The organism is Lentiprolixibacter sp., assembly GCF_982873095.1.
Window position 1 is genome coordinate 1 of sequence record NZ_CEYNTP010000017.1, and the last position, 22,219, is coordinate 22,219.

The window sequence follows — 22,219 nt, forward strand, 5'->3', positions numbered from 1 at the left end:
CCGGAGCGGGACGCGCCACTTTCATAGGTGCATTGGCGGGGATCGGGGCGGCCTACTACCTCGTAAACCTGCCGGAAGTTGGTGGGATCTCTGCTATCATGGCCAGTGAGCACGTGGCAGGAAAACTGAGTATACTGCCAGATTTCACCAACAGGGAAGCCCTGATCACCTTGTTTATTATTCCGCTTGCCGTACAGTGGTGGAGTTCCTGGTATCCGGGAGCGGAGCCTGGCGGAGGCGGCTATATCGCACAAAGGATGCTGGCAGCTAAGAATGAGAACCACGCTATCGGGGCTACCTTCTTCTTCAATATTATGCACTACGCCCTCAGGCCCTGGCCCTGGATCCTGGTGGCGCTGGCCTCTCTGGTGGTCTATCCCGATGTTGCCAGTATTCACGAAGCTTTTCCCAATGTAGCGGAAGATAAATTGGGCCACGACCTGGCCTATTCGGCCATGCTGACCAAACTTCCCAGCGGGCTTTTGGGGCTGGTGTTGGCTTCGCTGATTGCCGCCTATATGAGTACGATTTCAACTCAGTTAAACTGGGGTTCATCTTATGTGGTATATGATTTTTACAAACAACAGATTAATCCTGACGCCTCCGAAAAACGCCTGGTGGCCGTAGGCCGATTGTCGACAGTGGCCCTAATGGTCTTTAGTGCCATGCTTGCCCTCTTGTTGCAGAATGCCCTGCAGCTCTTTGAAGTGCTGCTCGTATTTGGTGCTGGGACGGGGCTGATCTTTATCCTGCGATGGTCCTGGTGGCGTATCAATGCCTGGAGTGAGATAACGGCCATGTTTGCCTCAGGGATCATTTCGATCACCCTGAAGCTCACCCCAATTGGGCCATGGCTTTTCAATGCCGAGGATGGGATTTTTGCCTCCTGGATGGAATACCCCTTTGTAGTCCTGGTCACTACGCTGATCTGGCTGGGAGCCACTTTCATTACCCAGCCCGAATCCAAGGACGTGCTGCGAAGTTTTTATAGAAAGATACAGCCGGGTGGACCAGGCTGGAAAAAGGTGATACGGGAAGCGGAAGCAGAACAGGAACAGATCGCAAATGCAGACGAAAAGTGGAGTGTGCCCGCGGGAATATCAGCCATGCTTTTAGGGTGTGTACTCATTTATACCTGTATGTTCGCAACCGGTTTCTGGATCTACGGGGACTACATTCAGGCTGGAGTGCTTACCGCTGTAGCCCTGGTATCTGGATATTCCCTGTCCCGTGTATGGCTAAGGATGAAAGACAATATTTTATAACGCATGAAAGAACGGATAATTTCAGTAGACATTTTCAGGGGACTTACCATTGTCCTCATGATCCTCGTGAATACTCCAGGAACGTGGTCAGATGTATATGCCCCATTACTGCACGCCGAATGGCACGGATATACACCAACCGATCTAGTATTCCCCTTCTTTCTTTTTATCGTGGGAACCTCCATTGTCTTTGCATATCGGAATAAGTCCCCAAACAAGGCAACTTATAAAAAGATCATCGTACGCACTTTGAAACTTCTGGGATTGGGAATTTTCCTGGGCGCCTTTACTATCAGCTTCCCTTTTTTCAAGGAATTTGCAGACATCCGCTTTCCCGGGGTGCTGCAAAGAATAGGCGTGGTGTTCTTTTTTACGGCCATTATGTTCCTCAACTTCAACTGGAAAACCCTCCTGGGGATCTGTCTGGCCCTATTGTTGGGTTACTGGCTGTGGATGGGTTTTGTCCCCATCAATGGGATGGAACCTACCTTTGAACGAGCTCCAAACAATTGGGCAAATTATATAGACCTGCAGGTATTCGGCACCCATATGTACAAGGCGGATTATGATCCGGAAGGGCTGTTGAGCACCTTGCCTTCCATAGGCACATGCCTGCTTGGGGTATTCACCGGTCTTGTCCTCGTCGGGAAAAAAGCTAGCAAGGAATGGATCCTTGCTGGGTTGGGCATCGGGATGATAATACTTGGGAACCTGTGGGATTTGGTTTTTCCAATCAATAAGGCCCTTTGGACCAGCAGCTTTGTCCTGGCCACTGCAGGCTGGGCCAACCTGTTCCTTTCGGCCATCTACTTTTTAACTGACGTTCAGGGCTTGCGTTTTGGGAATCTCTTCAGGTATGCAGGGGCCAATGCCATAACGGTTTATTTCCTTTCGAGCTTTATCACCTCCCTGTTTTATAAGATTCAGGTAAGCGGGAACAGCTCCCTGCACCAATGGCTCTACCAGAATATTTTTGTGCACGATTTTATGGGGGCGAAAATGTCCTCCATGCTCTATGCACTGACCGTTTCGGCCTTTTATCTGCTGTTGGCGTATGTGATGTACAGGCGGAAAATATTTATCAAGGTCTGATGGCACGCGTTTGAGGGGCTACTGCCTCATCTCCAGCAATCGGGCCACGTATTTGCCGATAACATCAAATTCCAGGTTAACAACACTGCCCTTTTTATAGTCCTTGAAACGTGTGTGGTCATAGGTATACGGGATAATAGCCACTTTAAAGGTAGTGGGTCTGGAATCCACCACGGTCAAACTTACCCCGTCTACAGTTACTGACCCTTTTTCAATGGTCACATTATTTAGTTTGGGGTCGTATTCAAAAGTGTACAGCCAGCTCCCGTCAAGAGTTTTGACTTCCGTGCATACCGCAGTCTGGTCCACATGCCCCTGTACTATATGCCCATCCAACCGGCTTCCAAGGACCATGGCCCGTTCCAGGTTGATGTGATCTCCCATCTCGAGATGTCCTAAATTGCTTTTCTGTAGGGTCTCATCAATGGCAGTAACCCGATATGTATCCCCTTCTGCCCAAACTACTGTTAGGCAAACCCCATTGTGGGCAATACTTTGGTCCACTTTTAGTTCTTTGCCGATGCCAGCTTTAATGGTGATGTGAAGATTGCCACCTTCTTTTTCCAACTTGGTAACTTCCCCCAGACTTTCGATAATACCTGTAAACATGTGTCGATGAAAATAAGTAGTTTTGCGGGACAAAATTACGGCTAAACCGGGAGATCTGATGAAGGATAAAGGCAAAATATTATTGGGAATATCGATTGGTGACCTAAACGGTATCGGGGGGGAAGTGGCCCTGAAAACATTTGAAGACTCCCGCATGCTGGAATTTTGCACCCCGGTGATCTTTGCTGGCAATAAACTTATCAGTCAACTGAAAAACGCTCTCAACCTCAACATCCAGTATACAGGCGTTCAAGACGCTTCGAAAGTCATTCCCGGGAAGATCAATGTTGTCAATGTCTGGAAATCCTCCCCGGAGATTCAATTTGGAGAAGAAACCAAGGAGGCAGGCACTTACGCCATTAAATCCCTGAGGGCTTCAGTGAACGCATTGAAGAAAGGGAATATCGATGTTCTGGTCACGGCACCCATAAACAAAAAAAATATACAGGACCAGGAGTATAGTTTTCCTGGCCATACAGATTACCTCGCGCAGCAACTAGGGGGGCAAAGCCTGATGTTCATGGTTACGGACAACCTCAAAGTGGGCTTGCTGACTGACCATGTGGCCGTCAAAGAGGTCGCAGATAAAATCACCCCTGAACTAATTAAAAACAAAGTCCTTTTGATGGAAAACTCCCTGAAAATGGATTTTGGTATCCGCAAACCCCGCATTGCCGTACTGGGGATAAATCCACATAGTGGAGACGAGGGGGTGATCGGCAAAGAAGACGATGAGCTGATGAAACCTGCCTTAAAGGCCCTGGCAGAGGCAGGCCACCTTGTTTTTGGGCCTTATGCCGCCGATGGGTTTTTTGGCTCCGGGACCTACTTGCAGTTTGATGCAGTACTGGCGGCCTATCACGACCAGGGATTAATCCCGTTCAAAACCCTGTCCTTCGGCAGGGGGGTTAATTTTACTGCCGGTCTTTCCGGGATCAGGACTTCACCAGATCACGGCACGGCCCTCGATATTGCAGGTAAGGGCATAGCAGATGAAGGTTCTTTTAAAGAGGCTGTTCATATGGCACTTCGTATTTATAAAAACCGGACCGAGTACCAGGAGCTCACCTCCAATCCCCTTAAAAAGCAAAAGCTGAAGCGTTAAGGGAGCAGTATACCAAGGGCGTCCCCTCATTTGAAATATCTTTGGTAATCAATTGTGTTATTGGAAAAAAAAGGTATCTTTGCACGCCTTAAACTAGTGTTGATAATGGAGGACCATAAGGAATTTAGTAGTCCTTTCTCGGGATTGAAGCAGGGAAAACACAGGTTTGAGTTCAAGGTAGACAATACGTTCTTTGATTCCTTTGGTTATCGTGAATTCAATAACGCTGATGTGGGCCTTTCCCTGGTGCTTAACCGTATGAGCACTATGCTGGAACTGGAACTGGAAGCTCAGGGAACGGTTAATGTGGACTGTGATCTGACCAGCGAACCCTATGAACAACCTATTGAGGGCCATATGGAACTCGTTGTTAAGTTTGGTGAGGCATACAATGATGAGGATGATGAAATCCTGATCCTGCCTCATGGTGAACATCAGATCAACATTGCCCAACTGGCCTATGAAATGCTGGTGCTGGCAGTACCTCAGAAACGGGTACACCCGGGAGTAGCGGATGGCACTTTGAAATCAGAAGCTCTGAAGCGGCTGGAAGAATTACAACCAAAAGAAACAAGGAAAGACGATAAAACGGATCCCAGATGGGATGCACTTAAAAATTTACTAACGGATAAATAAGTTGCACGATGGCACATCCTAAACGAAAAATATCTAAGACCAGGAGAGACAAGAGAAGAACGCATTATAAAGCAACAGCTCCAACTCTCGCCAAAGATCCGTCAACCGGAGAATTGCACCAGTATCACAGGGCACACTGGCATGAAGGTAAATTGTACTATCGCGGTCAGGTTCTGCTGGACAGCACCGAAGAAGCTGCCGAATAGTAGGTCTGTAAAGGAATAAGACTCCCGCTGTAAAGTGGGAGTTTTTTTATGGGCACCCCTCAACCAGAAATCTCACATTTTTCCCGGGGATTCGCGAAAAATCACTAATTTTCAACGCTTTTAGAGCCATTTTGATGGTTTTCTGTAGAAAAAACCACCTTTAGCATGAGCAAAATCACAGCAGCTATAACAGCTGTGGGGGCATATGTTCCCGATTATAGGTTGACCAATGAAATATTGGAAACCATGGTAGACACCACGGACGAGTGGATCACTACCAGAACTGGGATAAAGGAAAGAAGGATATTAAAAGATCCGGACAAGGGAACTTCCTATTTGGCGATAAAGGCAGCTGAGGATCTTATTGCAAAACGCAATTTGGATCCCAAGGAAATTGATTTGGTCATCCTGGGAAGTGCTACACCGGATATGCCAGTAGCGTCTACAGCGGTGTACGTCGCTTCGAAAATTGGGGCAACGAACGCTTTTGCTTATGATTTGCAGGCCGCCTGTTCCAATTTCCTTTTTGGTATGTCTACGGCAGCGCGCTATATTGAATCTGGCAAATACAAGAAAGTTTTGCTGATTGGGGCGGATAAGATGTCCTCCATTATTGATTACACAGACAGGACTACCTGTATCATATTTGGAGACGGAGGCGGAGCGGTGTTATTTGAACCCAATGAGGAAGGCCTTGGGCTTATGGATGAATATTTGCGATCTGACGGCAAAGGAAGAGAATTCCTGAAGATCGATGCGGGCGGCTCTCTGATGCCACCCACGGAGGAAACCGTAAAGAATAAGAAACATTTTGTTTTTCAGGATGGAAAGTCGGTTTTCAAGTTTGCTGTTTCCAACATGGCTGATGTTGCAGCGAAAATTATGGAAAGAAACAACCTTACTCACGATGATGTCCAATGGCTGGTTGCCCATCAGGCCAATAAGCGGATCATCGATGCCACAGCCAAACGAATGGAGTTGGAAGCAGCTAAGGTTATGATGAACATAGAACGATATGGGAACACCACATCGGCTACATTACCTTTACTGTTGCACGATTATGAAAAGCAACTTAAAAAAGGGGATAATTTGGTTTTTGCTGCTTTCGGTGGAGGATTCACCTGGGGCGCAATTTATTTAAAGTGGGCCTATAATAGCTAATCATTCAACTATAAAAAAGAATTCCATGGATATTAAGGAGATTCAAAGTTTAATCAGGTTCGTCGCCAAATCGGGAGCTAGCGAAGTTAAGCTCGAGACGGACGACATCAAGATTACCATCAGGACAGGCACATCAGGCGCTTCACCTGAAACCACCATTGTACAACAGATCCCTGTGGCACAGCCCATGACACCTACTGTTGTACCCTCTGCCCCGGCAGAAACTCAGGCGGCACCTGAAAAACAAAGTGCGGAAAAAGAAGAAGAGGATTCCCGCTATATCACCATCAAATCGCCCATCATTGGAACCTTTTACAGAAAGCCTTCACCAGATAAGCCGCCTTTTGTTGAAGTAGGTGATGCTATTGCCAAAGGGGACGTACTCTGTGTGATCGAAGCCATGAAGCTCTTTAATGATATTGAATCTGAAGTTTCAGGAAAAGTTGTCAAAGTGCTTGTGGAGGATTCTTCTCCTGTGGAGTTCGACCAGCCTTTATTCCTTATCGATCCTTCTTAATATCCCTGCCGGGTTCATTACAGGCCTTCCCTTTTAAAGGAAACCTGGCCTGATGAGCACTTCCAGAAAGGGAACAATATTTAAGGTTATGTTCAAGAAAATACTTATTGCAAACAGGGGGGAGATCGCTATGCGGATCATCAGGACCTGTAAAGAAATGGGGATCAAAACCGTTGCCGTATACTCCAAGGCAGACGAGGAAAGCCTGCACGTGAGGTTTGCCGATGAAGCTGTTTGTATTGGCCCGGCACCCAGCAGTGAATCCTACCTGAAAATACCGAATATCATTGCCGCTGCAGAGATCACGAATGCTGATGCGATACACCCAGGATATGGCTTCTTGTCAGAAAATGCCAAGTTTTCCCGAATTTGTGCAGAACACGACATCAAGTTTATAGGAGCTTCCGGAGAACACATTGAAAAAATGGGCGACAAGGCGACTGCCAAGGAGACCATGAGGAAGGCCGGGGTCCCTACCATACCCGGTTCAGACGGCTTGCTTAAAGATGTGGCAGATGCAAAAAAGATCGCCAAGAAAATGGGCTATCCTGTTATGATCAAAGCTACAGCCGGAGGTGGAGGTAAAGGGATGCGCGCTATCTTTAGTGAAGATGAGCTGGAAGCCGCCTATGAAAGTGCCGTTAAGGAAGCGGTTGCCGCATTTGGCAATGGCGGTATGTATATGGAAAAACTAATTGAGGAGCCCAGGCATATTGAGATCCAGGTTATCGGGGATCAGTTCGGAAATGCCTGCCACCTGTCTGAGCGGGATTGTTCCATTCAAAGGAGGCACCAAAAGCTGACTGAAGAAACACCCTCGCCTTTTATGACAGATAGTCTGCGGGAGGCTATGGGGGAAGCTGCTGTGCGTGCTGCAGAATATATCAAGTATGAAGGGGCAGGAACCATCGAATTTTTAGTGGACAAGCACCGGGATTTCTACTTTATGGAAATGAATACCCGTATACAGGTAGAACACCCCATTACCGAGCAGGTAGTGGACTATGACCTTATCCGGGAGCAGATCCTCGTTGCCGGAGGTGTACCCATTACCGGGCAGAACTACTATCCCAAACTGCACTCCATAGAATGCCGGATCAATGCCGAGGATCCGTACAATGATTTCAGGCCATCCCCTGGAAAGATCACTACCCTCCACACTCCTGGAGGTCACGGGGTGCGACTGGATACCCACGTTTACAGCGGATATGTCATTCCACCCAACTACGATTCAATGATTGCCAAATTGATAACCTCGGCCCAGACACGGGAGGAGGCGATCAACAAAATGAAACGGGCCCTGGAGGAGTTTGTCATCGAAGGGGTAAAGACAACCATTCCGTTCCACAGGCAGCTCATGGAACACCCTGATTATCTCGCGGGGAATTACACGACGAAGTTCATGGAGGATTTCAGTATGAAACCTGAAGAAGAATAAAGATAAACTCCGATTTTAATCGGAGTTTTTTGGCTATGGAGCTGAGTTACTGGGAATATAAAAGCTGGCTAACCGAGGTGGACTTCACCATAGTGGGTAGCGGTATTGTAGGCCTTAGTTGCGCGCTCCAACTTAAATCCTCCTATCCCACCGCCAAAGTGCTGATCCTGGAAAAGGGGCTTTTACCCCAGGGGGCAAGCACCAAGAATGCGGGGTTTGCCTGTTTTGGCAGTATTTCCGAGATCCTTTCAGATCTAAAACGGCAGAGTGAAGACGAGGTACTGGCACTGGTAGAGAAACGCTATAAAGGCATTCAACTCCTGAGGCAAATCCTTGGGGATCAGGCCTTGGACTACCAACAAAACGGCGGACATGAATTGTTCCTCAGATCCGATCAAAGCCTATATGAGAATTGTCTGCAGTCCATAGACCGGATAAACCGATTGGTGCATCCCGTATTTGGCCAAAAGGCTTTTGTAACCGGACCTAACAGCTTTGGTTTCGGGCACATACAGGAGCAGTATATTACACATACCTTCGAGGGGCAGATCGATACCGGGAAGATGATGTTGTCCCTGCTCAAGAAAGTGCAAGCCTCCGGGGTGGTCATACTCAATGGCATCACCGTGAATGAAATAGAATCAGCTGCTGATCATGTCCTGGTACAGACAGAACAGTTCTGTTTCCCAACGGCAAACCTGCTTATCGCCACCAATGGTTTTGCCTCCAAATTTGTTGGGGACAAAGTACAGCCCGCCCGGGCACAGGTATTGGTAACTGACCCAATTCCTGATTTAGCAATCCGGGGGACCTTCCACCTGGAGGAAGGGTACTACTACTTTCGGGACATCGACAACCGGATTTTGCTTGGAGGTGGACGAAACCTCGATTTCAAGGGGGAGGAGACTACGGATTTCGGGCAAACGTTGCAGATACAGCAGCAATTGGAAAAACTCCTCAGGGAGGTAATCCTCCCGGGAAAAGAAGTCCAAATAGCCTCACGATGGAGCGGCATTATGGGTGTCGGGGAACAGAAAAAACCAATTGTCAGGACGATATCCAACCGGGTACATTGTGGTGTTCGGCTGGGTGGTATGGGGGTTGCCATAGGGAGCCAGGTAGGCAGGGAATTAGCAGAGCTGGCCGGTTAAATGTAAGGATGAGAAAGAGGACAACTACATATGGCTTGATCTTGCTATTGCTGTCAATGGTGTTGCTTTCCGGATGTACGGTTTCCAAAAGGAGGCAATACCAGCGGGAGTACAGGAGGCTATGGAAGGAAATCATACAATCCCAGGCCTGGAAAGATGCCCTGAGATCATCCAGGACCTTCACCTACGTGGACAGCGAGTTGAAGTATATGGCAGTTGGGCCAGAGCAGCTCCGGATGTCTGTGCTGCCGGATACAGAAGTAACCAGGAAGGACTTTGAACAGCGCTATATCAAATGGGTAAACGGGGCATACTACCGAATTATCGCCGAAGCAGAAGAGGCCGATGAAGGGATCAGATCAGAATTCGAAGCCTTGGTGGCTGAGAGAAGAATGAGGCCAAGGTCGGAAGATGAAGCGTCCAGGGAGCAATTCCTCCTTGCCCGAAGGCGATATATAGCGCACAGTAAAATGCTCGAAGGCCTAAAATCCTGGAAAGCCTTTGAAGAGTACGGATCCGACGATCTGGATTTCTTTAGCAGTGAAAACAAGGAGCTGGTATATGAATTGTATCGTACCGGACAAGGGGAAAAGATTATTACCGCCTACCTGATGTACAAACTCGCTGACCTTTACCATCAGGATCAATAAAAGAGAGTGGATTTCTCCGTCCCTGAAGTGCTGGCAAGCAATTCATTTCTTATCTTCAACCCGGACCTGCTTGAAGGGTCCGTTGCGATTATGGAATTATTGTATTTGCTGCTCGCTGTACTCCTGATCATTTTCCTGACCACCCGGTTAAAGGTACATCCGTTTATTGCCCTTTTTGTGGTTTCAATCGGTTATGGACTTCTGGCTGGTATGCCCTCGCAGGGGATTATCGATTCCATAAATACCGGCTTTGGAAACACCCTTGGCAAGGTGGGACTGATAATTTTTCTCGGGGTAATCATCGGGGCCTTCCTCGAGAATACCGGAGGGGCTTATGCCATTGCGGAAAAAGTCCTTGGTCTCATCGGTAAAAAACAGGTAGCAACTGCAATGGGGATAGTTGGTTATATCGTCTCTATTCCGGTATTTGCGGACAGTGGGTTCCTCCTCCTCCATCCCTTAAACAAAGGCCTTAGCAAGAAAGCCGGGCTCTCCCTGGCAGGGCCTGCGGTAGCTCTTGGATTGGGATTACTAGCGTCACATACCCTGGTGCCCCCCACCCCTGGACCTATTGCAGCTGCAGGGATCATAGGGGCAGACCTAGGCCTGGTTATAGGGCTGGGGCTGCCGGTAAGTGCTATTGCCCTTACCGCATCGATTATTTTTGCCAGGAAATACGCTGCTAAAACTTTTATTTCGCCCGCAGCAGGGGAAGACAAGGAGGAAAAAGTTATAGCTAAAGAAGAATATCGTCCGGGCGCATTGCGTTCTGCGATTCCCATTCTGGTCCCAATTGTCCTCATTCTCCTGAAATCCGTATTTGTCACGCAGGGAACCGAACAAGTGGGTATCTATGCGCTTATCGCTTTTCTTGGGGAACCGGTTATTGCTTTGCTGATAGGTGTTTTCCTCTGCCTGTTTCTTCCGAATAAGATAACTACTGACATGCTTTCAACTACGGGGTGGACGGGAAAGGCTGTAAAGGATGCTGCCTCTATTGTCCTGATCACAGGAGCAGGGGGAATTTTTGGACAAATACTGCAGGATTCAGGAATAGCTACCTCCCTTGGGGCATATCTGTCTCAGTTTAATCTTGGTATTTTATTGCCGTTTGTTCTTGCAGCTGCCCTCAAAACTGCCCAGGGGTCTTCTACAGTGGCCCTTATCACGGCTGCCTCTATATTCATGCCTATGATGGGTGCTATGGGGTTTGAAACCGAAATGGAAAAAGCCCTTGTAGTCCTGGCAATAGGGGCAGGGTCGTCTGTTGTTTCCCATGCCAATGACAGTTTTTTCTGGGTGGTTACACAGATGAGCGGGATGAGAGTCAATACGGGTTATCGGCTGTTCAGCCTGGGAACCTTTGTCCTTGGTGCAACCGGGGGCCTGATGGTTTTTCTGCTTTCCCTTTTCCTCACTTAGTCCAGCCCGGGTTTGCGCCGTTGTTGTTTTTTTATCCCTTGTTTCTTCTTGGCATCCAGTCTTTTCAGTATGGCCTTTTTTGGTGGCGCTGTTTGTTTTCTGGGCTTGGGTTTTTTAAGTCCGGTTTCCAATAACTTCAGAAAACGCACGAGCAATAGTGCCCGGTTTTGGTGTTGGCTCCTGGACTCATCGCATTGAAGTGTGAGGACCCCTTCCTGGGATAGTCGGTTTTTCAGGAACTGGGTAAGGCGCAACTTTTCTGCATCGGTAAGTGATGGGGATTCACTGAGGTGAAAGCTCAGCACTACCTTGCTGGAGACTTTGTTTGCATGTTGTCCTCCCGGTCCGCCACTGCGTACCGCTTTGAAATTCAGTTCCTCTATGAGTTGTTGTTTGTCCATAATCAGGGAGCCAGTCGCTGATTGATGGTTTCCAGGGAAATGTTGAGAAAGGCCTCAAGTCCTTCCTTCAGGGGTTCATGGGAATTGAAATACACCGTATGCCCGTCCTGAAGGGTACCCTGCACCAGGAAATAACTCCCCATGGGATAAGACCGGGCAACGGTAACAGGCAGGCCGGATGAGAACGAAACCTTAAATTCATGTGCGTATACAATGATCCTCCTTTTGGTATTCGCATAGGATTTTATCACATCGATGGGAAGCAGGTTGGCTTCACCGAACAAAGAGGCCACATATAAGTTTTTGGGATGCTTGTACAATTCCTGTATGGGTTTGTCCACCAGGATCTCTGTGTCTTTCATTACTATTGCCCGTTGGGCAAAGGGCAGTACGTCATGGTAATCATGGGTAGCGGTGATGCAGCTGACGCCCTCTTTTTCGAGGTAAGCAAAAAGCTTCCGCCTGAGGCTGTTTTTACGAAAATTGTCGATATGGCTGAAGGGTTCGTCCAGCAGCAGTAGTTGTGGTTTCTCGGCAAGCACCCGGGCAAGTGCCACCCTTTGTTGTTGCCCAATACTGAGGTAGCGTACCTGCGTGTTGACAAAGGATTCCAGTTCCACCATCTGCAGTAACTCCAAGGTCCGGGCTTCGCGTTCTTCCGGATAAAAGACAGAAAGGAATTCCGCCACATTTTCCTTGACTGTGGTAAAGGGCATCAAATCAAATTCCTGGGAGAGGTATTTCATAAAAGGCTCTCCCGGGATGAGGTTGTATAAAGGTCCCTTTACCTCTTTATCCCCCCAGAAAATTTTGCCTCTTTTTACGGGGATTAATCCATAGATCAGTTTCAGCAGAGTACTTTTACCACAGCCGCTTTCGCCCATAACCGCTATATGTTCCCCTTCTTCAATTTCAAAGGAAATATTTTTCAGGATGGGCCTGGTGTCGTACGCAAAAGATATTTGTTCAACGCTGAGCATGGGTGCCTGTTCAAGGGGCATAAAAAAATCCGCCTCCTAAGAAACGGATTTTGTTTGATAATATTGACCCCTAATCTTTAAATTCCTTGACCACGGCCTGGTTGGGAAGTTCTGCGTAACCCATATTATAAAGGGTAAAACCAAAAATATCTGCATACTGCTCAATGGTTTTGCTCACCGGGGTTCCTGCCCCGTGCCCGGCTTTTGTCTCAATACGTATCAGGGTGGGATTCATGCCTGATTTCTTGGATTGGAGTTCTGCGGCAAATTTAAAGCTGTGAGCAGGCACTACCCTATCATCATGGTCGCCGGTAGTGATGAGGGTCGCCGGATAGGCTGTGCCTTCTTTTACATTGTGTACAGGAGAATACCCTTTGAGGTAGTTGAACATCTCTTCGCTTTCCTCTGATGTACCGTAATCGTAGGCCCAACCCGCACCCGCGGTAAAGGTGTGGTAGCGCAACATGTCCAGTACCCCTACAGCGGGTAAAGCCACCTTCATAAGGTCGGGACGCTGGGTCATGGTCGCTCCAACCAGGAGACCGCCATTGGAGCCTCCCCGTATGGCCAGGTACTCCCTGGAGGTATAATTGTTTTCAATCAGATATTCGGCCGCAGCTATAAAGTCATCAAACACATTTTGTTTCTTGGTCTTTATCCCTGCCTGGTGCCATTTCTTGCCATACTCTCCCCCGCCCCGGAGATTGGGAACGGCATATACACCTCCTTGCTCCATCCACACGGCATTGATGATACTAAAGGAAGGGGTAAGGCTGATGTTGAACCCACCGTATCCGTAGAGGATAGTAGGGTTTTTACCGTTCAGTTCCAGGCCTTTCTTATGAGTGATGATCATAGGTACCTTGGTGCCGTCTTTTGAATTGTAGAACACCTGGGTAGATTCATAGGCTTCCGGATCAAAATCGATCTCCGGTTTCCAGTACTGTTCATAGTCCCCTGAAGCCACATTGAATTTATATGAAGAACTTGGGGTGTTGTAGTTGGAGAAATTGAAGTAAAGGTCCGCTTCTTCCTTTTTCCCCCTAAAGCCACCTGCACTTCCAATCCCGGGCAGGTTTACCTCTCGTATCAGGTTTCCATCATAATCATACTGATATACCTTAGAGATCGCATCCACCATGTATTCAGCAAAAATGTACCCCCCACCAGTACTTGGGCTCAGGACATTCTCGGTCTCAGGAATCACATCAACCCAGTTCTCTGGCTGGGGATTGGCCGCATCCACTTTGACAATTTTTTGGTTAGGGGCATCCAGATTGGTTACGATAAACAGGGTGCTCCCGTTGTTATCCAGAACATAACTATCGCTGTCTGTGTGGTCCAATACGGTCACAAAGGAAGCATTCGGATCTGTGAGGTCGCGAATCAGCATCTTGTTTCCTGAGGTGGAAACTGCGGGATAGATGATCAGATAGTTTTGATCTTCGGTAATGCTTGCAGAGATATATCGGTGTTTTTCCGCCGCAGTACCTCCGTAAATCAACTGATCTTCTTCCTGTGGCGTACCCAATTTGTGATAGTATACTTTATGTTGATCGGTTTTGGCAGACAATTCACTGCCCTCTGGCTTGTCGTAGCTGGAGTAGTAGAATCCCTCGTTTCCTTTCCAGGAAATCCCACTGAATTTTATATCCACCAGGGTATCTTCCACAATCTCTTTATCCTCTGCATTGATAACGATCACCTTCCGCCAATCGCTTCCTCCTTCGGAAATGGAATAGGCTGCCATACTGCCATCTTTTGTGAAGCTAAGTCCGGCCAGGGAAGTGGTTCCATCCTCAGAAAAGGTATTGGGATCCAGGAACACCTCGGGTTCTTCACCCTCTTTTTGGCGGTAGACGACATATTGGTTCTGCAGGCCATCGTTTTTGTAGAAATAGGTATACCCCCCTTCCTTGAATGGAGTGCTGAGTTTTTCGAAGTTCCAAAGCTTTTCCAGCCTGTTCTTCAGGTCCTCACGGAAAGGAATTTGGTCCAGATAGCCAAAAGTCACTGCATTCTGTTCTTTGACCCAGGCTTCTGTTTCTTCGCTTCGGTCATCTTCCAGCCATCGGTAGGGATCTTTCACTTCGGTTCCAAAATAGGTGTCAGTAGTCTCTCCCTGACGTGTTTCAGGATAATTCACGGCAATAGGTTCGGATTTTGTAGTGGTGTTGCAGGAAATCGCAGTAAGGACGATGGCCAGCAATAAGGTGTATCTTTTCATTTGTTTGGAAATTTATCGTCCTAAATTACCATAAAAATGCCAAGATAACTCCTTGGAAAGTGTGGTTTAACAGGAATTTTAGACCCTTATGTTACAGCAGTGCTTTGGCGACCAGGTACTCGGCAATCTGAATCGCATTTGTCGCTGCCCCTTTACGTAGATTATCAGCAACAATCCAGAGGTTCATGCTGTTTGGCTGGGTTTCGTCCCTTCGTATACGGCCTACGAACACCTCGTCCTTGTCATGTGCATATACAGGCATGGGATAGGTGTTGGTATCCGTGTTGTCCTGTACAACCACCCCGTCTGTCTCATGTAACAGATGGCGTACCTCAACAAGATCAAAATCATTCTCAAATTCCACATTAACAGATTCCGAATGCCCACCCGAGGTTGGGATCCTCACCGCTGTGGCCGTAATGGAAAAGGTGCGGTCGTCAAGGATCTTCTGAGGTTCCCTGGCAAGCTTCATTTCTTCTTTGGTGTAGCCGTTTTCCAGAAACACATCGCAATGGGGCAGGGCGTTGCGGTTTATGGGATAGGGATACGCCATTTCACCCTGTATACCGGCGATTTCGTTTTCCAACTGCTGAACTGCCTTGACGCCTGTTCCTGAAACCGACTGATAGGTGGAAACCACCACGCGTTTCATTTTATAGCGGGAATGTAAAGGGGCGAGGACCATAACCAACTGTATGGTGGAACAATTTGGGTTGGCTATGATCTTATCTTCTTTTGTCAGGATACCGGCATTGATCTCCGGGACAATTAATTTCTTATCGGGATCCATCCGCCATGCCGATGAATTATCTATAACCGTTGTGCCCACTTCCGCGAACTTGGGAGCCCATTCCAGGGAAGTGCCTCCCCCTGCGGAAAAGATTGCCAGATCAGGTTTCAGGGAGACCGCCTGGGCCAGCCCAATAACCGTATGTGGCTTTCCATTGTATTGTATCTTTTTCCCGACTGATCGCTCAGAAGCAACGGGATAGAGCTCGGTTAAAGGGAAATTGCGTTCGGCCAGTACCTTGAGCATTACTTCTCCCACCATGCCGGTGGCTCCAACAACTGCTACTCTCATGTAATTCACTATTAGGGGATAAATGTACCGCAAGCGTATCAGATGGACAAGCCCATAATCACTTCATCATAATTCGCCTGCCAAACGTTAGATATCCAACAAAAAATCCGCCGGTTGGCTTAGCAGGCTAACCGGCGGTTTAATTTAGGTATGTAGTGCAGCGGTATCCCTTTAAAGGGAAACGTAATCTATTTTTTCAGCAGGTCGCGAATCTCTGCGAGTAATTCTTCCTGTGAAGGGCCTTTCGGAGCTGGTGGAGCTGGGGGTTTTTTGGTTTTATTATAGGCCTTTACAATGAGAAACATCACAAATCCCACAATGACCAGATTAACAAGGGTATTTACCCAGGCACCCCAGCGAATGGCATTCTCAGCCACATAGCCTTCTTCTCCTTCAACTCCAGAAGCCTCCGTAAGAATAAACTTCAGGTTGGCAAAATCAACTCCTCCTGTAAATTCCCCTACAACAGGCATAACGATATCATTCACAAAACCGTTGATCACCAGGCCAATTGCCCCGGCCATGATCACAGCAACAGCAAAATCAACTACGTTGCCGGTCATGATAAAATTCTTGAATTCTTTTAGCATGTTAGTGTTCTTTAATTGGTTAATAAGTTGCTGAAAATAAGCAAAAAAGCAAAATTCCGAAAGGAAAGAAAAAGAATCTTAGGGGAGTATCACCCTTTTCACACGCTGTGAGATGCCTGTAAGCAATTCATAGGAAATGGTATGGGCGCCTGCTGCTACTTTTTCAGCGGATTGACCTTTGCCGAAGAGGACTACTTCATCACCTTCCTGGCAAGGGATGTCTGTGATATCTACCATCAGCATATCCATACAGACGTTTCCTATAATCGGGGCTTCCTGCCCTTTGATACAGACGGTTCCCTTTCCTTTGCCGTAGATCCGGCCAATTCCGTCTGCATGGCCAACAGGCAGCGTGGCGACCCTGCGCATTCCGGGAGCCTTGTAAGCCCGGTTATATCCCACGCTTTCCTCCGGATCAATTCTGTGTATCTGGGATATGATGGTTTTAAGGGTAGCCACGGGCTTCAGTTGCTCGTCAATCTTTGGGTCATTGCTGTAGCCATAAAGGCCGATACCGCTCCTGACCATATCAAATTGCGCTTCCGGGTAGTTAAGGATACCGGAAGTATTGAGCAGGTGCAAAAACGGTTTTCCTCCCAGGACGGATTCCAGCCTTTCCACAATCCCCTTAAACCGGTCAATTTGCATTTGGGTAAAGGGGGCCTCTGCCAGGTCATCCGATGCTGCCAGGTGGGAGAAGAGCGAAATGACCTTCAAGGCGTTACACGCTTTGAGCTGTTCGGTAAGATGATCAACATCACTTTCCCAGAATCCGAGTCGGTTCAAGCCCGTGTTAAACTTTAAATGTACGGGGTAGGCGTTTTGTTTTGCCTTACGCGCAGCTTGCTGAAAGGCATTCAAAATCCGTGAAGAGTAGATGCTCGGTTCCAGGCAACGGGCAATTAATTCAGGGAAGTTCACGGGTTGCGGGTGCAGCACCAGGATGGGGGTCCTAATGCCGTGATCTCTTAAAACCGCCCCTTCCCTTGTATATGCGACAGCGAAATAATCAACTCCCAAGGCCTCCATTCTTTTGGCAATGGCCACGGTTTCACTGCCGTAGGCATAGGCTTTTACCACGGCCAGGAATCTCGTTTTGGGGTTAAGTCGGGATTTAAGAAAATGATAATTGTGTTCCAGGGCACTGAGATCTATTTCCAGCACCGTTTCCGAGGCACTAGACATTCGCGTCCTTTTTGGGGTTTACCACTTCTTCTGCCTCAACGTTCATATGGCTGATTTTTTCTTTTAGCATGGCCTTGTAGAAGGCCGCCCTGCTCAAAGGCTCATACTCTTCCGTTTCTCCGAGCAATACCAGGTCGTTGTTGCTCGATTTGCGGAAACTGTAGTTGGCCAGATTACCTGTGCGCGTACAAATGGCATGCACCTTGGTTACATATTCTGCAGTGGCCATCAGGGCTGGCATGGGGCCAAAAGGATTTCCCTTGAAGTCCATATCCAGGCCAGCGACCACCACCCGTATGCCCATGTTCGCAAGGTCATTGCATACCGTTACAATTTCATCATCAAAAAATTGGGCCTCATCAATGCCTACCACATCGCAATCGTCTGCGAGCAGCCTGATGTTGGCGGCTGCAGGTACTGGAGTTGAACGGATTTCATTTTCGTCATGGGAGACCACTTTTTCCTCGTGGTACCGGGTATCTACTAGTGGTTTGAAGATCTCTACCTTTTGTTTTGCAAATTGCGCCCGCTTCAGCCGGCGGATCAATTCTTCAGTTTTGCCCGAAAACATCGATCCGCAGATGACTTCAATCCATCCGAATTGTTCTTTGTGATTAACAGTGTTTTCGAGAAACATTTTGTAATTTTAGACGAAAGTAAACTCCCGGACGTTCTAAGATCAGGGAAAGTATAAAAGTATTAAAAAAGAAAGACCTATACCTTCGGGAGAAGGTTAAAAAGATGAAAAGGAAATTAAAAGAAGAGCTGGTAGAGATGGCGAAGGAGATTCTGAATTCTGCGGAAGATCAGGACCTTGCCCGTTTATATGAAAGTGCGAAAAACCTGTATGAGAAGCTGGCTGTTCTCAGGTTTATTGAGGAGAAACTGGGGGATGTACAGATCGATGTTTCCAAGAATGTGCTGGCCTCCAAGTTCGAAACCCTGGCCAGTGCCGTAATGAGTGAAAACCGTTCGGTACCGGAAAATAACCCCCACGAGGAGGATATTATTACCCCGGGAATTGATACCATCAAACACATGATCTCAGAAATGCCTTCAGCAGCTGAAGTAGAACAGGTGTTTCGTGAATTTGTGGCAAAAACAGAGCCGATAAAGGCAGACAAGGACATTCTTAACCCCATCGAAGGCCAGGGGCAGGCCCATCCCAAATCTGTCAATGACAAACTGGTAGAGCGGGAGATCAAGGTAGACCTAAACGATCGCCTTGCCTTTGTTAAGCACCTGTTTCGAGACAGTACCGAGGATTTCAACCGTGTTATTTCCCAGTTGAATACCATTGGTACTGAAGAACGTTCCAGGGCCTTTATCGAGAATTTGGTAAAACCTGATTATAACAATTGGGAAGGGAAGGAAGAATACGAAAGGCGATTCATGGCGCTTATAGAACGCCGTTTTGCCTGAATCACTTCTATTCTCTAAACCGTATTTTGGCCGAAAGCCCCACATAGCTTTCGGCCTCTTATTTCCATTTAACCAGTAAGCTAAATAGTGCTTTATCTCGTTCCAACACCTATCGGCAACCTGCAAGACATCACTCAGCGGGCACTGGATGTGCTGCAGGAGGTGGACCTGATCTTAGCGGAAGACACCCGAACCAGCAAAAAGCTCCTACAACATTTTGGGATTGATACCCCGCTTAAAAGCCACCATATGCATAATGAGCACCGTGAAGTCCCACATTTGGTGGAACAGTTGCAAAGTGGTCGGAACATCGCCCTAATATCTGACGCCGGCACACCGGGTATTTCCGATCCGGGCTTTCTGCTGACCCGGGCCTGTATAAAAGCCGGACTGGAAGTTTCCTGTCTACCGGGACCTACGGCCTTTGTGCCGGCCTTGGTCATGAGCGGCCTCCCCAATGACCGTTTTGTTTTTGAGGGGTTCCTGCCACAAAAGAAAGGCAGGCAAACGCGCTTAAAACTGCTGGCCGGAGAGGAACGCACCATGGTCTTCTATGAGGCCCCCCACCGCCTGATCAAAACCTTGACCCAAATGGCCACTTATTTTGGGGAGGAGCGTCAGGTAGCGGTTTCCCGTGAGATTAGCAAGAAATATGAGGAAACAGTAAGAGGCTCCATTGAAGAGGTAAGGATGCACTTTCAAAACCATCCCCCTAAGGGAGAACTCGTGCTTGTGGTTGCAGGCAGCAGCTAGAAAAACGCCATCAGGATTAGGGAAATACGCATTTTTGCCGGGTCATCCTTATATATGCTTTCCTCTTTCCCAGCCGTATTTTCCCAGATATTGTGTGCCACTTTCAACAGCACCTTCCTCTATTTTGGTACCCATGGAATCGTTCCATCGGTTGAGATAACCAAAAAGGGCTATGACTCCGAGCATTTCCACAATTTCCCCTTCATCCCAATGCTGGTAAAGGCGTGCTTTTATTTCTTCCCCCACTGCGTTTGGGACCTGTGAAGCCGCAAGGGAAAAATCAAGGGCAGCCCGTTCGGCTTCGGAGAAGGCCGGATGCGTACGGTATTCCCAAATATTGTCGAGCTGTTCCTGTTCTGCACCATAGCGCTCGGCCGCGCGGATGGCATGCGCCTGACAATACCTGCATCCCGTAGCGTTACTGCTTACCCAAGCGATCATCCTCTTCAGGGCAGAGCTTACCCTGCCTTCATTGGCCATTACCGCCTTGTTAAGGTTGATAAAAGCCTTGGAAATGGCGGGGCGGTGTTGCATTGTAAGGACAGAATTCGGGCAAAACCCCAGGGTTTCGTTGAAAAATTCGGCCAGTTTTCTTGTCTCTTCATCATGACTCGGATCGAGCGGGTTTACTAATGGCATCTTCCTTTGATTTAATGTATTTTTACTTTCGCTACAAGAAACAAAAATTTATGAGCAACTCAAATCACATCACTACCAAATGGCTTGGAAAAATGGCCTTTGAAAGTAACAACCCTTCAGGGCATACCTTCGTTATAGATGCTGGTCCCGAGGTGGGGGGAGAGGGTAAAGGCATGCGCCCGAAAGCGCTGATGTTGTCCAGTCTTGCCGGATGTTCCGGCCTGGATGTGGCCTCATTGATCGCGAAGATGAAATTAGCGGTGCGCGATTTTACCATCGAAACCCGGGCCAACCTAACCGATGAGCATCCCAAGTACTACGATGAGGTATTTTTGGAATATCATTTTTACGGGGACCAACTGGATGAAAAGAAACTTCGGCGGGCAGTTGACCTTAGTGTAGAAAAGTATTGTGGAGTGATGGAGATGTTCAGAAAATTCGCCAAAGTAAACATAGAGCTCCTTTTCCATCACGAATAATTTGTTTTGGCATTACAGTAAATCGATGATTTAAGCAATGCTGGCAAACTGCATGTCAAGTTGTTAACTTATCCCCATTGTGAATACAAAGCGCTGGATTGTAAAACCCAAACCCGAACCTGCTGACGTCCGATCCTTGTCGGATGCGTTGAGCGTGGATCCTAAGGTGGCTTACCTTCTTGTACAGCGAGGGATTAGTAACTATGATGAAGCGCGCTTGTTTTTCCGGCCTGAATGGGGAGATCTCCATGACCCTTTCCTGATGAAAGATATGGACAAGGCCGTAGCGCGCATTGGGAGGGCGATCTCAGCTAATGAAAAAATCCTTATCTACGGGGATTACGATGTGGATGGCACAACTGCAGTGGCTTTGGTATCCTGTTACCTGAAACAATGGTATCCGGAAGTAGCCACATATATCCCGGACCGCTATCAGGAAGGATATGGTATTTCGTATCAGGGTATCGATTACGCCTGGGACAATGGCGTGAGTTTGATTATCGCACTCGATTGTGGGATCAAGGCCATTGAAAAAGTTGCCTATGCCCGTGAGAAGGGGATAGATTTCATTATAGGGGATCATCACAGACCCGGAGATGAACTTCCGGAGGCTGCTGCCGTGCTGGATCCCAAACGCAGCGATTGTCCTTATCCTTACAAGGAACTTTGTGGATGTGGAATAGGATTTAAACTTATTCAGGCACTGCAGCATAACTTGGCCCCTGATACAGGGGAAATCAATGACTTCCTCGACCTCGTGGCTGTGGCCATTGCAGCGGATATTGTTCCAATGACCGGGGAGAACCGGGTGCTAATGCACCTTGGGATGAAAGTTTTAAATGAGAACCCCAGACCAGGCCTGCTGGCTTTGAGGGAGCAAATAAAGAAAGACCGGGTTGAGGTGTCAGATGTCGTTTTTATTATCGCCCCAAGGATTAACGCTGCAGGCCGGATGAAGCATGGAAATCACGCTGTAGGGTTGCTGGCAGAGACAGACCTGTACACGGCCCGGGAATATGCTGCGGAAATAGAGACCTTTAATAAGGAAAGGAAAGGCTTGGATCAACAGATCACCCAGGAAGCCCTGAACCAGATAACAGAACTGGGGGAGGAAGATCGCTATACTTCGGTGGTGTACAAAGATTCCTGGCATAAGGGGGTTATCGGTATTGTTGCCTCCAGGCTTACGGAGACCTTTTACCGTCCAACA

Annotated in this window: 24 protein-coding genes; 15 read left to right on the forward strand and 9 right to left on the reverse strand. The window is 47.9% G+C overall.

The window, feature by feature from the left end:
* Positions 1–1,265: sodium:solute symporter family transporter (locus AC4E7D_RS02305; RefSeq protein WP_490172192.1), on the forward strand; the 1,265-nt coding region annotated here is incomplete at its 5' end.
* Positions 1,266–1,268: 3 nt separating this feature from the next.
* A complete protein-coding gene (locus AC4E7D_RS02310; protein ID WP_490172193.1) occupies positions 1,269–2,357 on the forward strand; it encodes an acyltransferase family protein in 1,089 nt (362 codons plus the stop codon).
* Between the two features lie 18 nt (positions 2,358–2,375).
* Here the strand turns inward: AC4E7D_RS02310 and AC4E7D_RS02315 are convergent, their stop codons facing one another.
* On the reverse strand, positions 2,376–2,966 hold the full coding sequence (locus AC4E7D_RS02315) for a riboflavin synthase (RefSeq protein WP_490172194.1): 591 nt from the start codon (positions 2,964–2,966) through the stop codon (positions 2,376–2,378).
* Between the two features lie 58 nt (positions 2,967–3,024).
* Here AC4E7D_RS02315 and pdxA point away from each other — a divergent pair, with 58 nt between their 5' ends.
* The 9 genes from pdxA (at position 3,025) to AC4E7D_RS02360 (ending at position 11,252) form a co-directional block, all read left to right on the forward strand.
* On the forward strand, positions 3,025–4,071 hold the full coding sequence (pdxA, locus tag AC4E7D_RS02320; protein WP_490172215.1) for a 4-hydroxythreonine-4-phosphate dehydrogenase PdxA: 1,047 nt from the start codon (positions 3,025–3,027) through the stop codon (positions 4,069–4,071).
* Positions 4,072–4,176: 105 nt separating this feature from the next.
* Complete coding sequence (locus tag AC4E7D_RS02325; protein WP_490172195.1) at positions 4,177–4,707, forward strand: YceD family protein; 531 nt, start codon at positions 4,177–4,179, stop codon at positions 4,705–4,707.
* Positions 4,708–4,715: 8 nt separating this feature from the next.
* Entirely contained in the window at positions 4,716–4,913 is a 198-nt protein-coding gene (rpmF, locus tag AC4E7D_RS02330) for a 50S ribosomal protein L32 (RefSeq protein ID WP_490172196.1), read from the forward strand.
* A gap of 165 nt (positions 4,914–5,078) precedes the next feature.
* Positions 5,079–6,074 carry a beta-ketoacyl-ACP synthase III gene (locus AC4E7D_RS02335; protein ID WP_490172197.1) on the forward strand — a complete coding sequence of 332 codons (996 nt, stop codon included), beginning with the start codon at positions 5,079–5,081 and terminating at the stop codon, positions 6,072–6,074.
* A gap of 25 nt (positions 6,075–6,099) precedes the next feature.
* Positions 6,100–6,591, forward strand: coding sequence for an acetyl-CoA carboxylase biotin carboxyl carrier protein (gene accB, locus AC4E7D_RS02340; protein ID WP_490172198.1), 492 nt, complete (start codon positions 6,100–6,102; stop codon positions 6,589–6,591).
* An 88-nt stretch (positions 6,592–6,679) separates the two neighbouring features.
* Positions 6,680–8,029 carry an acetyl-CoA carboxylase biotin carboxylase subunit gene (gene accC / locus AC4E7D_RS02345; protein ID WP_490172199.1) on the forward strand — a complete coding sequence of 450 codons (1,350 nt, stop codon included), beginning with the start codon at positions 6,680–6,682 and terminating at the stop codon, positions 8,027–8,029.
* Positions 8,030–8,064: 35 nt separating this feature from the next.
* A complete protein-coding gene (locus AC4E7D_RS02350) occupies positions 8,065–9,180 on the forward strand; it encodes an NAD(P)/FAD-dependent oxidoreductase (protein WP_490172200.1) in 1,116 nt (371 codons plus the stop codon).
* Between the two features lie 8 nt (positions 9,181–9,188).
* The gene (locus AC4E7D_RS02355) at positions 9,189–9,830 is read left to right on the forward strand and encodes a hypothetical protein (RefSeq protein WP_490172201.1); all 642 of its coding nucleotides are present in this window, start codon (positions 9,189–9,191) and stop codon (positions 9,828–9,830) included.
* A gap of 6 nt (positions 9,831–9,836) precedes the next feature.
* Positions 9,837–11,252 carry a GntP family permease gene (locus AC4E7D_RS02360; protein ID WP_490172202.1) on the forward strand — a complete coding sequence of 472 codons (1,416 nt, stop codon included), beginning with the start codon at positions 9,837–9,839 and terminating at the stop codon, positions 11,250–11,252.
* On the opposite strand, the gene arfB is transcribed toward AC4E7D_RS02360, so the two are convergent.
* From arfB to AC4E7D_RS02395, 7 genes are all read right to left on the reverse strand, one after another.
* Entirely contained in the window at positions 11,249–11,653 is a 405-nt protein-coding gene (arfB, locus tag AC4E7D_RS02365) for an alternative ribosome rescue aminoacyl-tRNA hydrolase ArfB (protein ID WP_490172203.1), read from the reverse strand. The genes AC4E7D_RS02360 and arfB overlap by 4 nt on opposite strands.
* A gap of 2 nt (positions 11,654–11,655) precedes the next feature.
* Positions 11,656–12,633, reverse strand: a complete 978-nt coding sequence (locus AC4E7D_RS02370; RefSeq protein ID WP_490172204.1) for an ABC transporter ATP-binding protein — start codon at positions 12,631–12,633, stop codon at positions 11,656–11,658.
* 70 nt (positions 12,634–12,703) lie between these two features.
* Positions 12,704–14,860 (reverse strand): prolyl oligopeptidase family serine peptidase, encoded by a 2,157-nt coding sequence (locus AC4E7D_RS02375; protein WP_490172205.1) that lies wholly within the window; start codon positions 14,858–14,860, stop codon positions 12,704–12,706.
* Positions 14,861–14,951: 91 nt separating this feature from the next.
* On the reverse strand, positions 14,952–15,941 hold the full coding sequence (locus AC4E7D_RS02380) for an aspartate-semialdehyde dehydrogenase (RefSeq protein WP_490172206.1): 990 nt from the start codon (positions 15,939–15,941) through the stop codon (positions 14,952–14,954).
* A gap of 188 nt (positions 15,942–16,129) precedes the next feature.
* On the reverse strand, positions 16,130–16,531 hold the full coding sequence (gene mscL / locus AC4E7D_RS02385; protein WP_490172207.1) for a large conductance mechanosensitive channel protein MscL: 402 nt from the start codon (positions 16,529–16,531) through the stop codon (positions 16,130–16,132).
* A gap of 78 nt (positions 16,532–16,609) precedes the next feature.
* The gene (gene alr / locus AC4E7D_RS02390; RefSeq protein ID WP_490172208.1) at positions 16,610–17,716 is read right to left on the reverse strand and encodes an alanine racemase; all 1,107 of its coding nucleotides are present in this window, start codon (positions 17,714–17,716) and stop codon (positions 16,610–16,612) included.
* Positions 17,709–18,353: a thymidine kinase gene (locus AC4E7D_RS02395; RefSeq protein ID WP_490172209.1), complete on the reverse strand. Its 645-nt coding sequence runs from the start codon at positions 18,351–18,353 to the stop codon at positions 17,709–17,711. The genes alr and AC4E7D_RS02395 overlap by 8 nt, the downstream gene beginning before the upstream one ends.
* Positions 18,354–18,457: 104 nt before the next feature.
* On the opposite strand from AC4E7D_RS02395, the gene AC4E7D_RS02400 reads away from it, so the two are divergent.
* Both AC4E7D_RS02400 and rsmI read left to right on the forward strand, forming a co-directional pair.
* Positions 18,458–19,138, forward strand: a complete 681-nt coding sequence (locus tag AC4E7D_RS02400) for a DUF8457 domain-containing protein (RefSeq protein WP_490172210.1) — start codon at positions 18,458–18,460, stop codon at positions 19,136–19,138.
* Between the two features lie 87 nt (positions 19,139–19,225).
* The gene (gene rsmI / locus AC4E7D_RS02405) at positions 19,226–19,891 is read left to right on the forward strand and encodes a 16S rRNA (cytidine(1402)-2'-O)-methyltransferase (protein WP_490172211.1); all 666 of its coding nucleotides are present in this window, start codon (positions 19,226–19,228) and stop codon (positions 19,889–19,891) included.
* A 48-nt stretch (positions 19,892–19,939) separates the two neighbouring features.
* On the opposite strand, the gene AC4E7D_RS02410 is transcribed toward rsmI, so the two are convergent.
* Positions 19,940–20,530, reverse strand: a complete 591-nt coding sequence (locus AC4E7D_RS02410) for a carboxymuconolactone decarboxylase family protein (RefSeq protein ID WP_490172212.1) — start codon at positions 20,528–20,530, stop codon at positions 19,940–19,942.
* 50 nt (positions 20,531–20,580) lie between these two features.
* Between AC4E7D_RS02410 and AC4E7D_RS02415 the strand changes: the two genes are divergently transcribed.
* On the forward strand, positions 20,581–21,009 hold the full coding sequence (locus tag AC4E7D_RS02415) for an OsmC family protein (protein ID WP_490172213.1): 429 nt from the start codon (positions 20,581–20,583) through the stop codon (positions 21,007–21,009).
* A 79-nt stretch (positions 21,010–21,088) separates the two neighbouring features.
* Positions 21,089–22,219: single-stranded-DNA-specific exonuclease RecJ (gene recJ, locus AC4E7D_RS02420; protein ID WP_490172214.1), on the forward strand; the 1,131-nt coding region annotated here is incomplete at its 3' end.

Coding starts and splice junctions, on each gene's coding strand:
- AC4E7D_RS02335 (WP_490172197.1), top strand. CDS start 5,079: ATGAGCAAAATCACAGCAGCTATAACAGCTGTGGGGGCATATGTTCCC.
- AC4E7D_RS02315 (WP_490172194.1), bottom strand. CDS start 2,966: ATGTTTACAGGTATTATCGAAAGTCTGGGGGAAGTTACCAAGTTGGAA.
- AC4E7D_RS02395 (WP_490172209.1), bottom strand. CDS start 18,353: ATGTTTCTCGAAAACACTGTTAATCACAAAGAACAATTCGGATGGATT.
- AC4E7D_RS02380 (WP_490172206.1), bottom strand. CDS start 15,941: ATGAGAGTAGCAGTTGTTGGAGCCACCGGCATGGTGGGAGAAGTAATG.
- AC4E7D_RS02355 (WP_490172201.1), top strand. CDS start 9,189: ATGAGAAAGAGGACAACTACATATGGCTTGATCTTGCTATTGCTGTCA.
- AC4E7D_RS02310 (WP_490172193.1), top strand. CDS start 1,269: ATGAAAGAACGGATAATTTCAGTAGACATTTTCAGGGGACTTACCATT.
- AC4E7D_RS02400 (WP_490172210.1), top strand. CDS start 18,458: ATGAAAAGGAAATTAAAAGAAGAGCTGGTAGAGATGGCGAAGGAGATT.
- mscL (WP_490172207.1), bottom strand. CDS start 16,531: ATGCTAAAAGAATTCAAGAATTTTATCATGACCGGCAACGTAGTTGAT.
- arfB (WP_490172203.1), bottom strand. CDS start 11,653: ATGGACAAACAACAACTCATAGAGGAACTGAATTTCAAAGCGGTACGC.
- AC4E7D_RS02325 (WP_490172195.1), top strand. CDS start 4,177: ATGGAGGACCATAAGGAATTTAGTAGTCCTTTCTCGGGATTGAAGCAG.
- accC (WP_490172199.1), top strand. CDS start 6,680: ATGTTCAAGAAAATACTTATTGCAAACAGGGGGGAGATCGCTATGCGG.
- accB (WP_490172198.1), top strand. CDS start 6,100: ATGGATATTAAGGAGATTCAAAGTTTAATCAGGTTCGTCGCCAAATCG.
- AC4E7D_RS02370 (WP_490172204.1), bottom strand. CDS start 12,633: ATGCTCAGCGTTGAACAAATATCTTTTGCGTACGACACCAGGCCCATC.
- alr (WP_490172208.1), bottom strand. CDS start 17,716: ATGTCTAGTGCCTCGGAAACGGTGCTGGAAATAGATCTCAGTGCCCTG.
- rpmF (WP_490172196.1), top strand. CDS start 4,716: ATGGCACATCCTAAACGAAAAATATCTAAGACCAGGAGAGACAAGAGA.
- AC4E7D_RS02350 (WP_490172200.1), top strand. CDS start 8,065: ATGGAGCTGAGTTACTGGGAATATAAAAGCTGGCTAACCGAGGTGGAC.
- AC4E7D_RS02375 (WP_490172205.1), bottom strand. CDS start 14,860: ATGAAAAGATACACCTTATTGCTGGCCATCGTCCTTACTGCGATTTCC.
- AC4E7D_RS02415 (WP_490172213.1), top strand. CDS start 20,581: ATGAGCAACTCAAATCACATCACTACCAAATGGCTTGGAAAAATGGCC.
- pdxA (WP_490172215.1), top strand. CDS start 3,025: ATGAAGGATAAAGGCAAAATATTATTGGGAATATCGATTGGTGACCTA.
- AC4E7D_RS02410 (WP_490172212.1), bottom strand. CDS start 20,530: ATGCCATTAGTAAACCCGCTCGATCCGAGTCATGATGAAGAGACAAGA.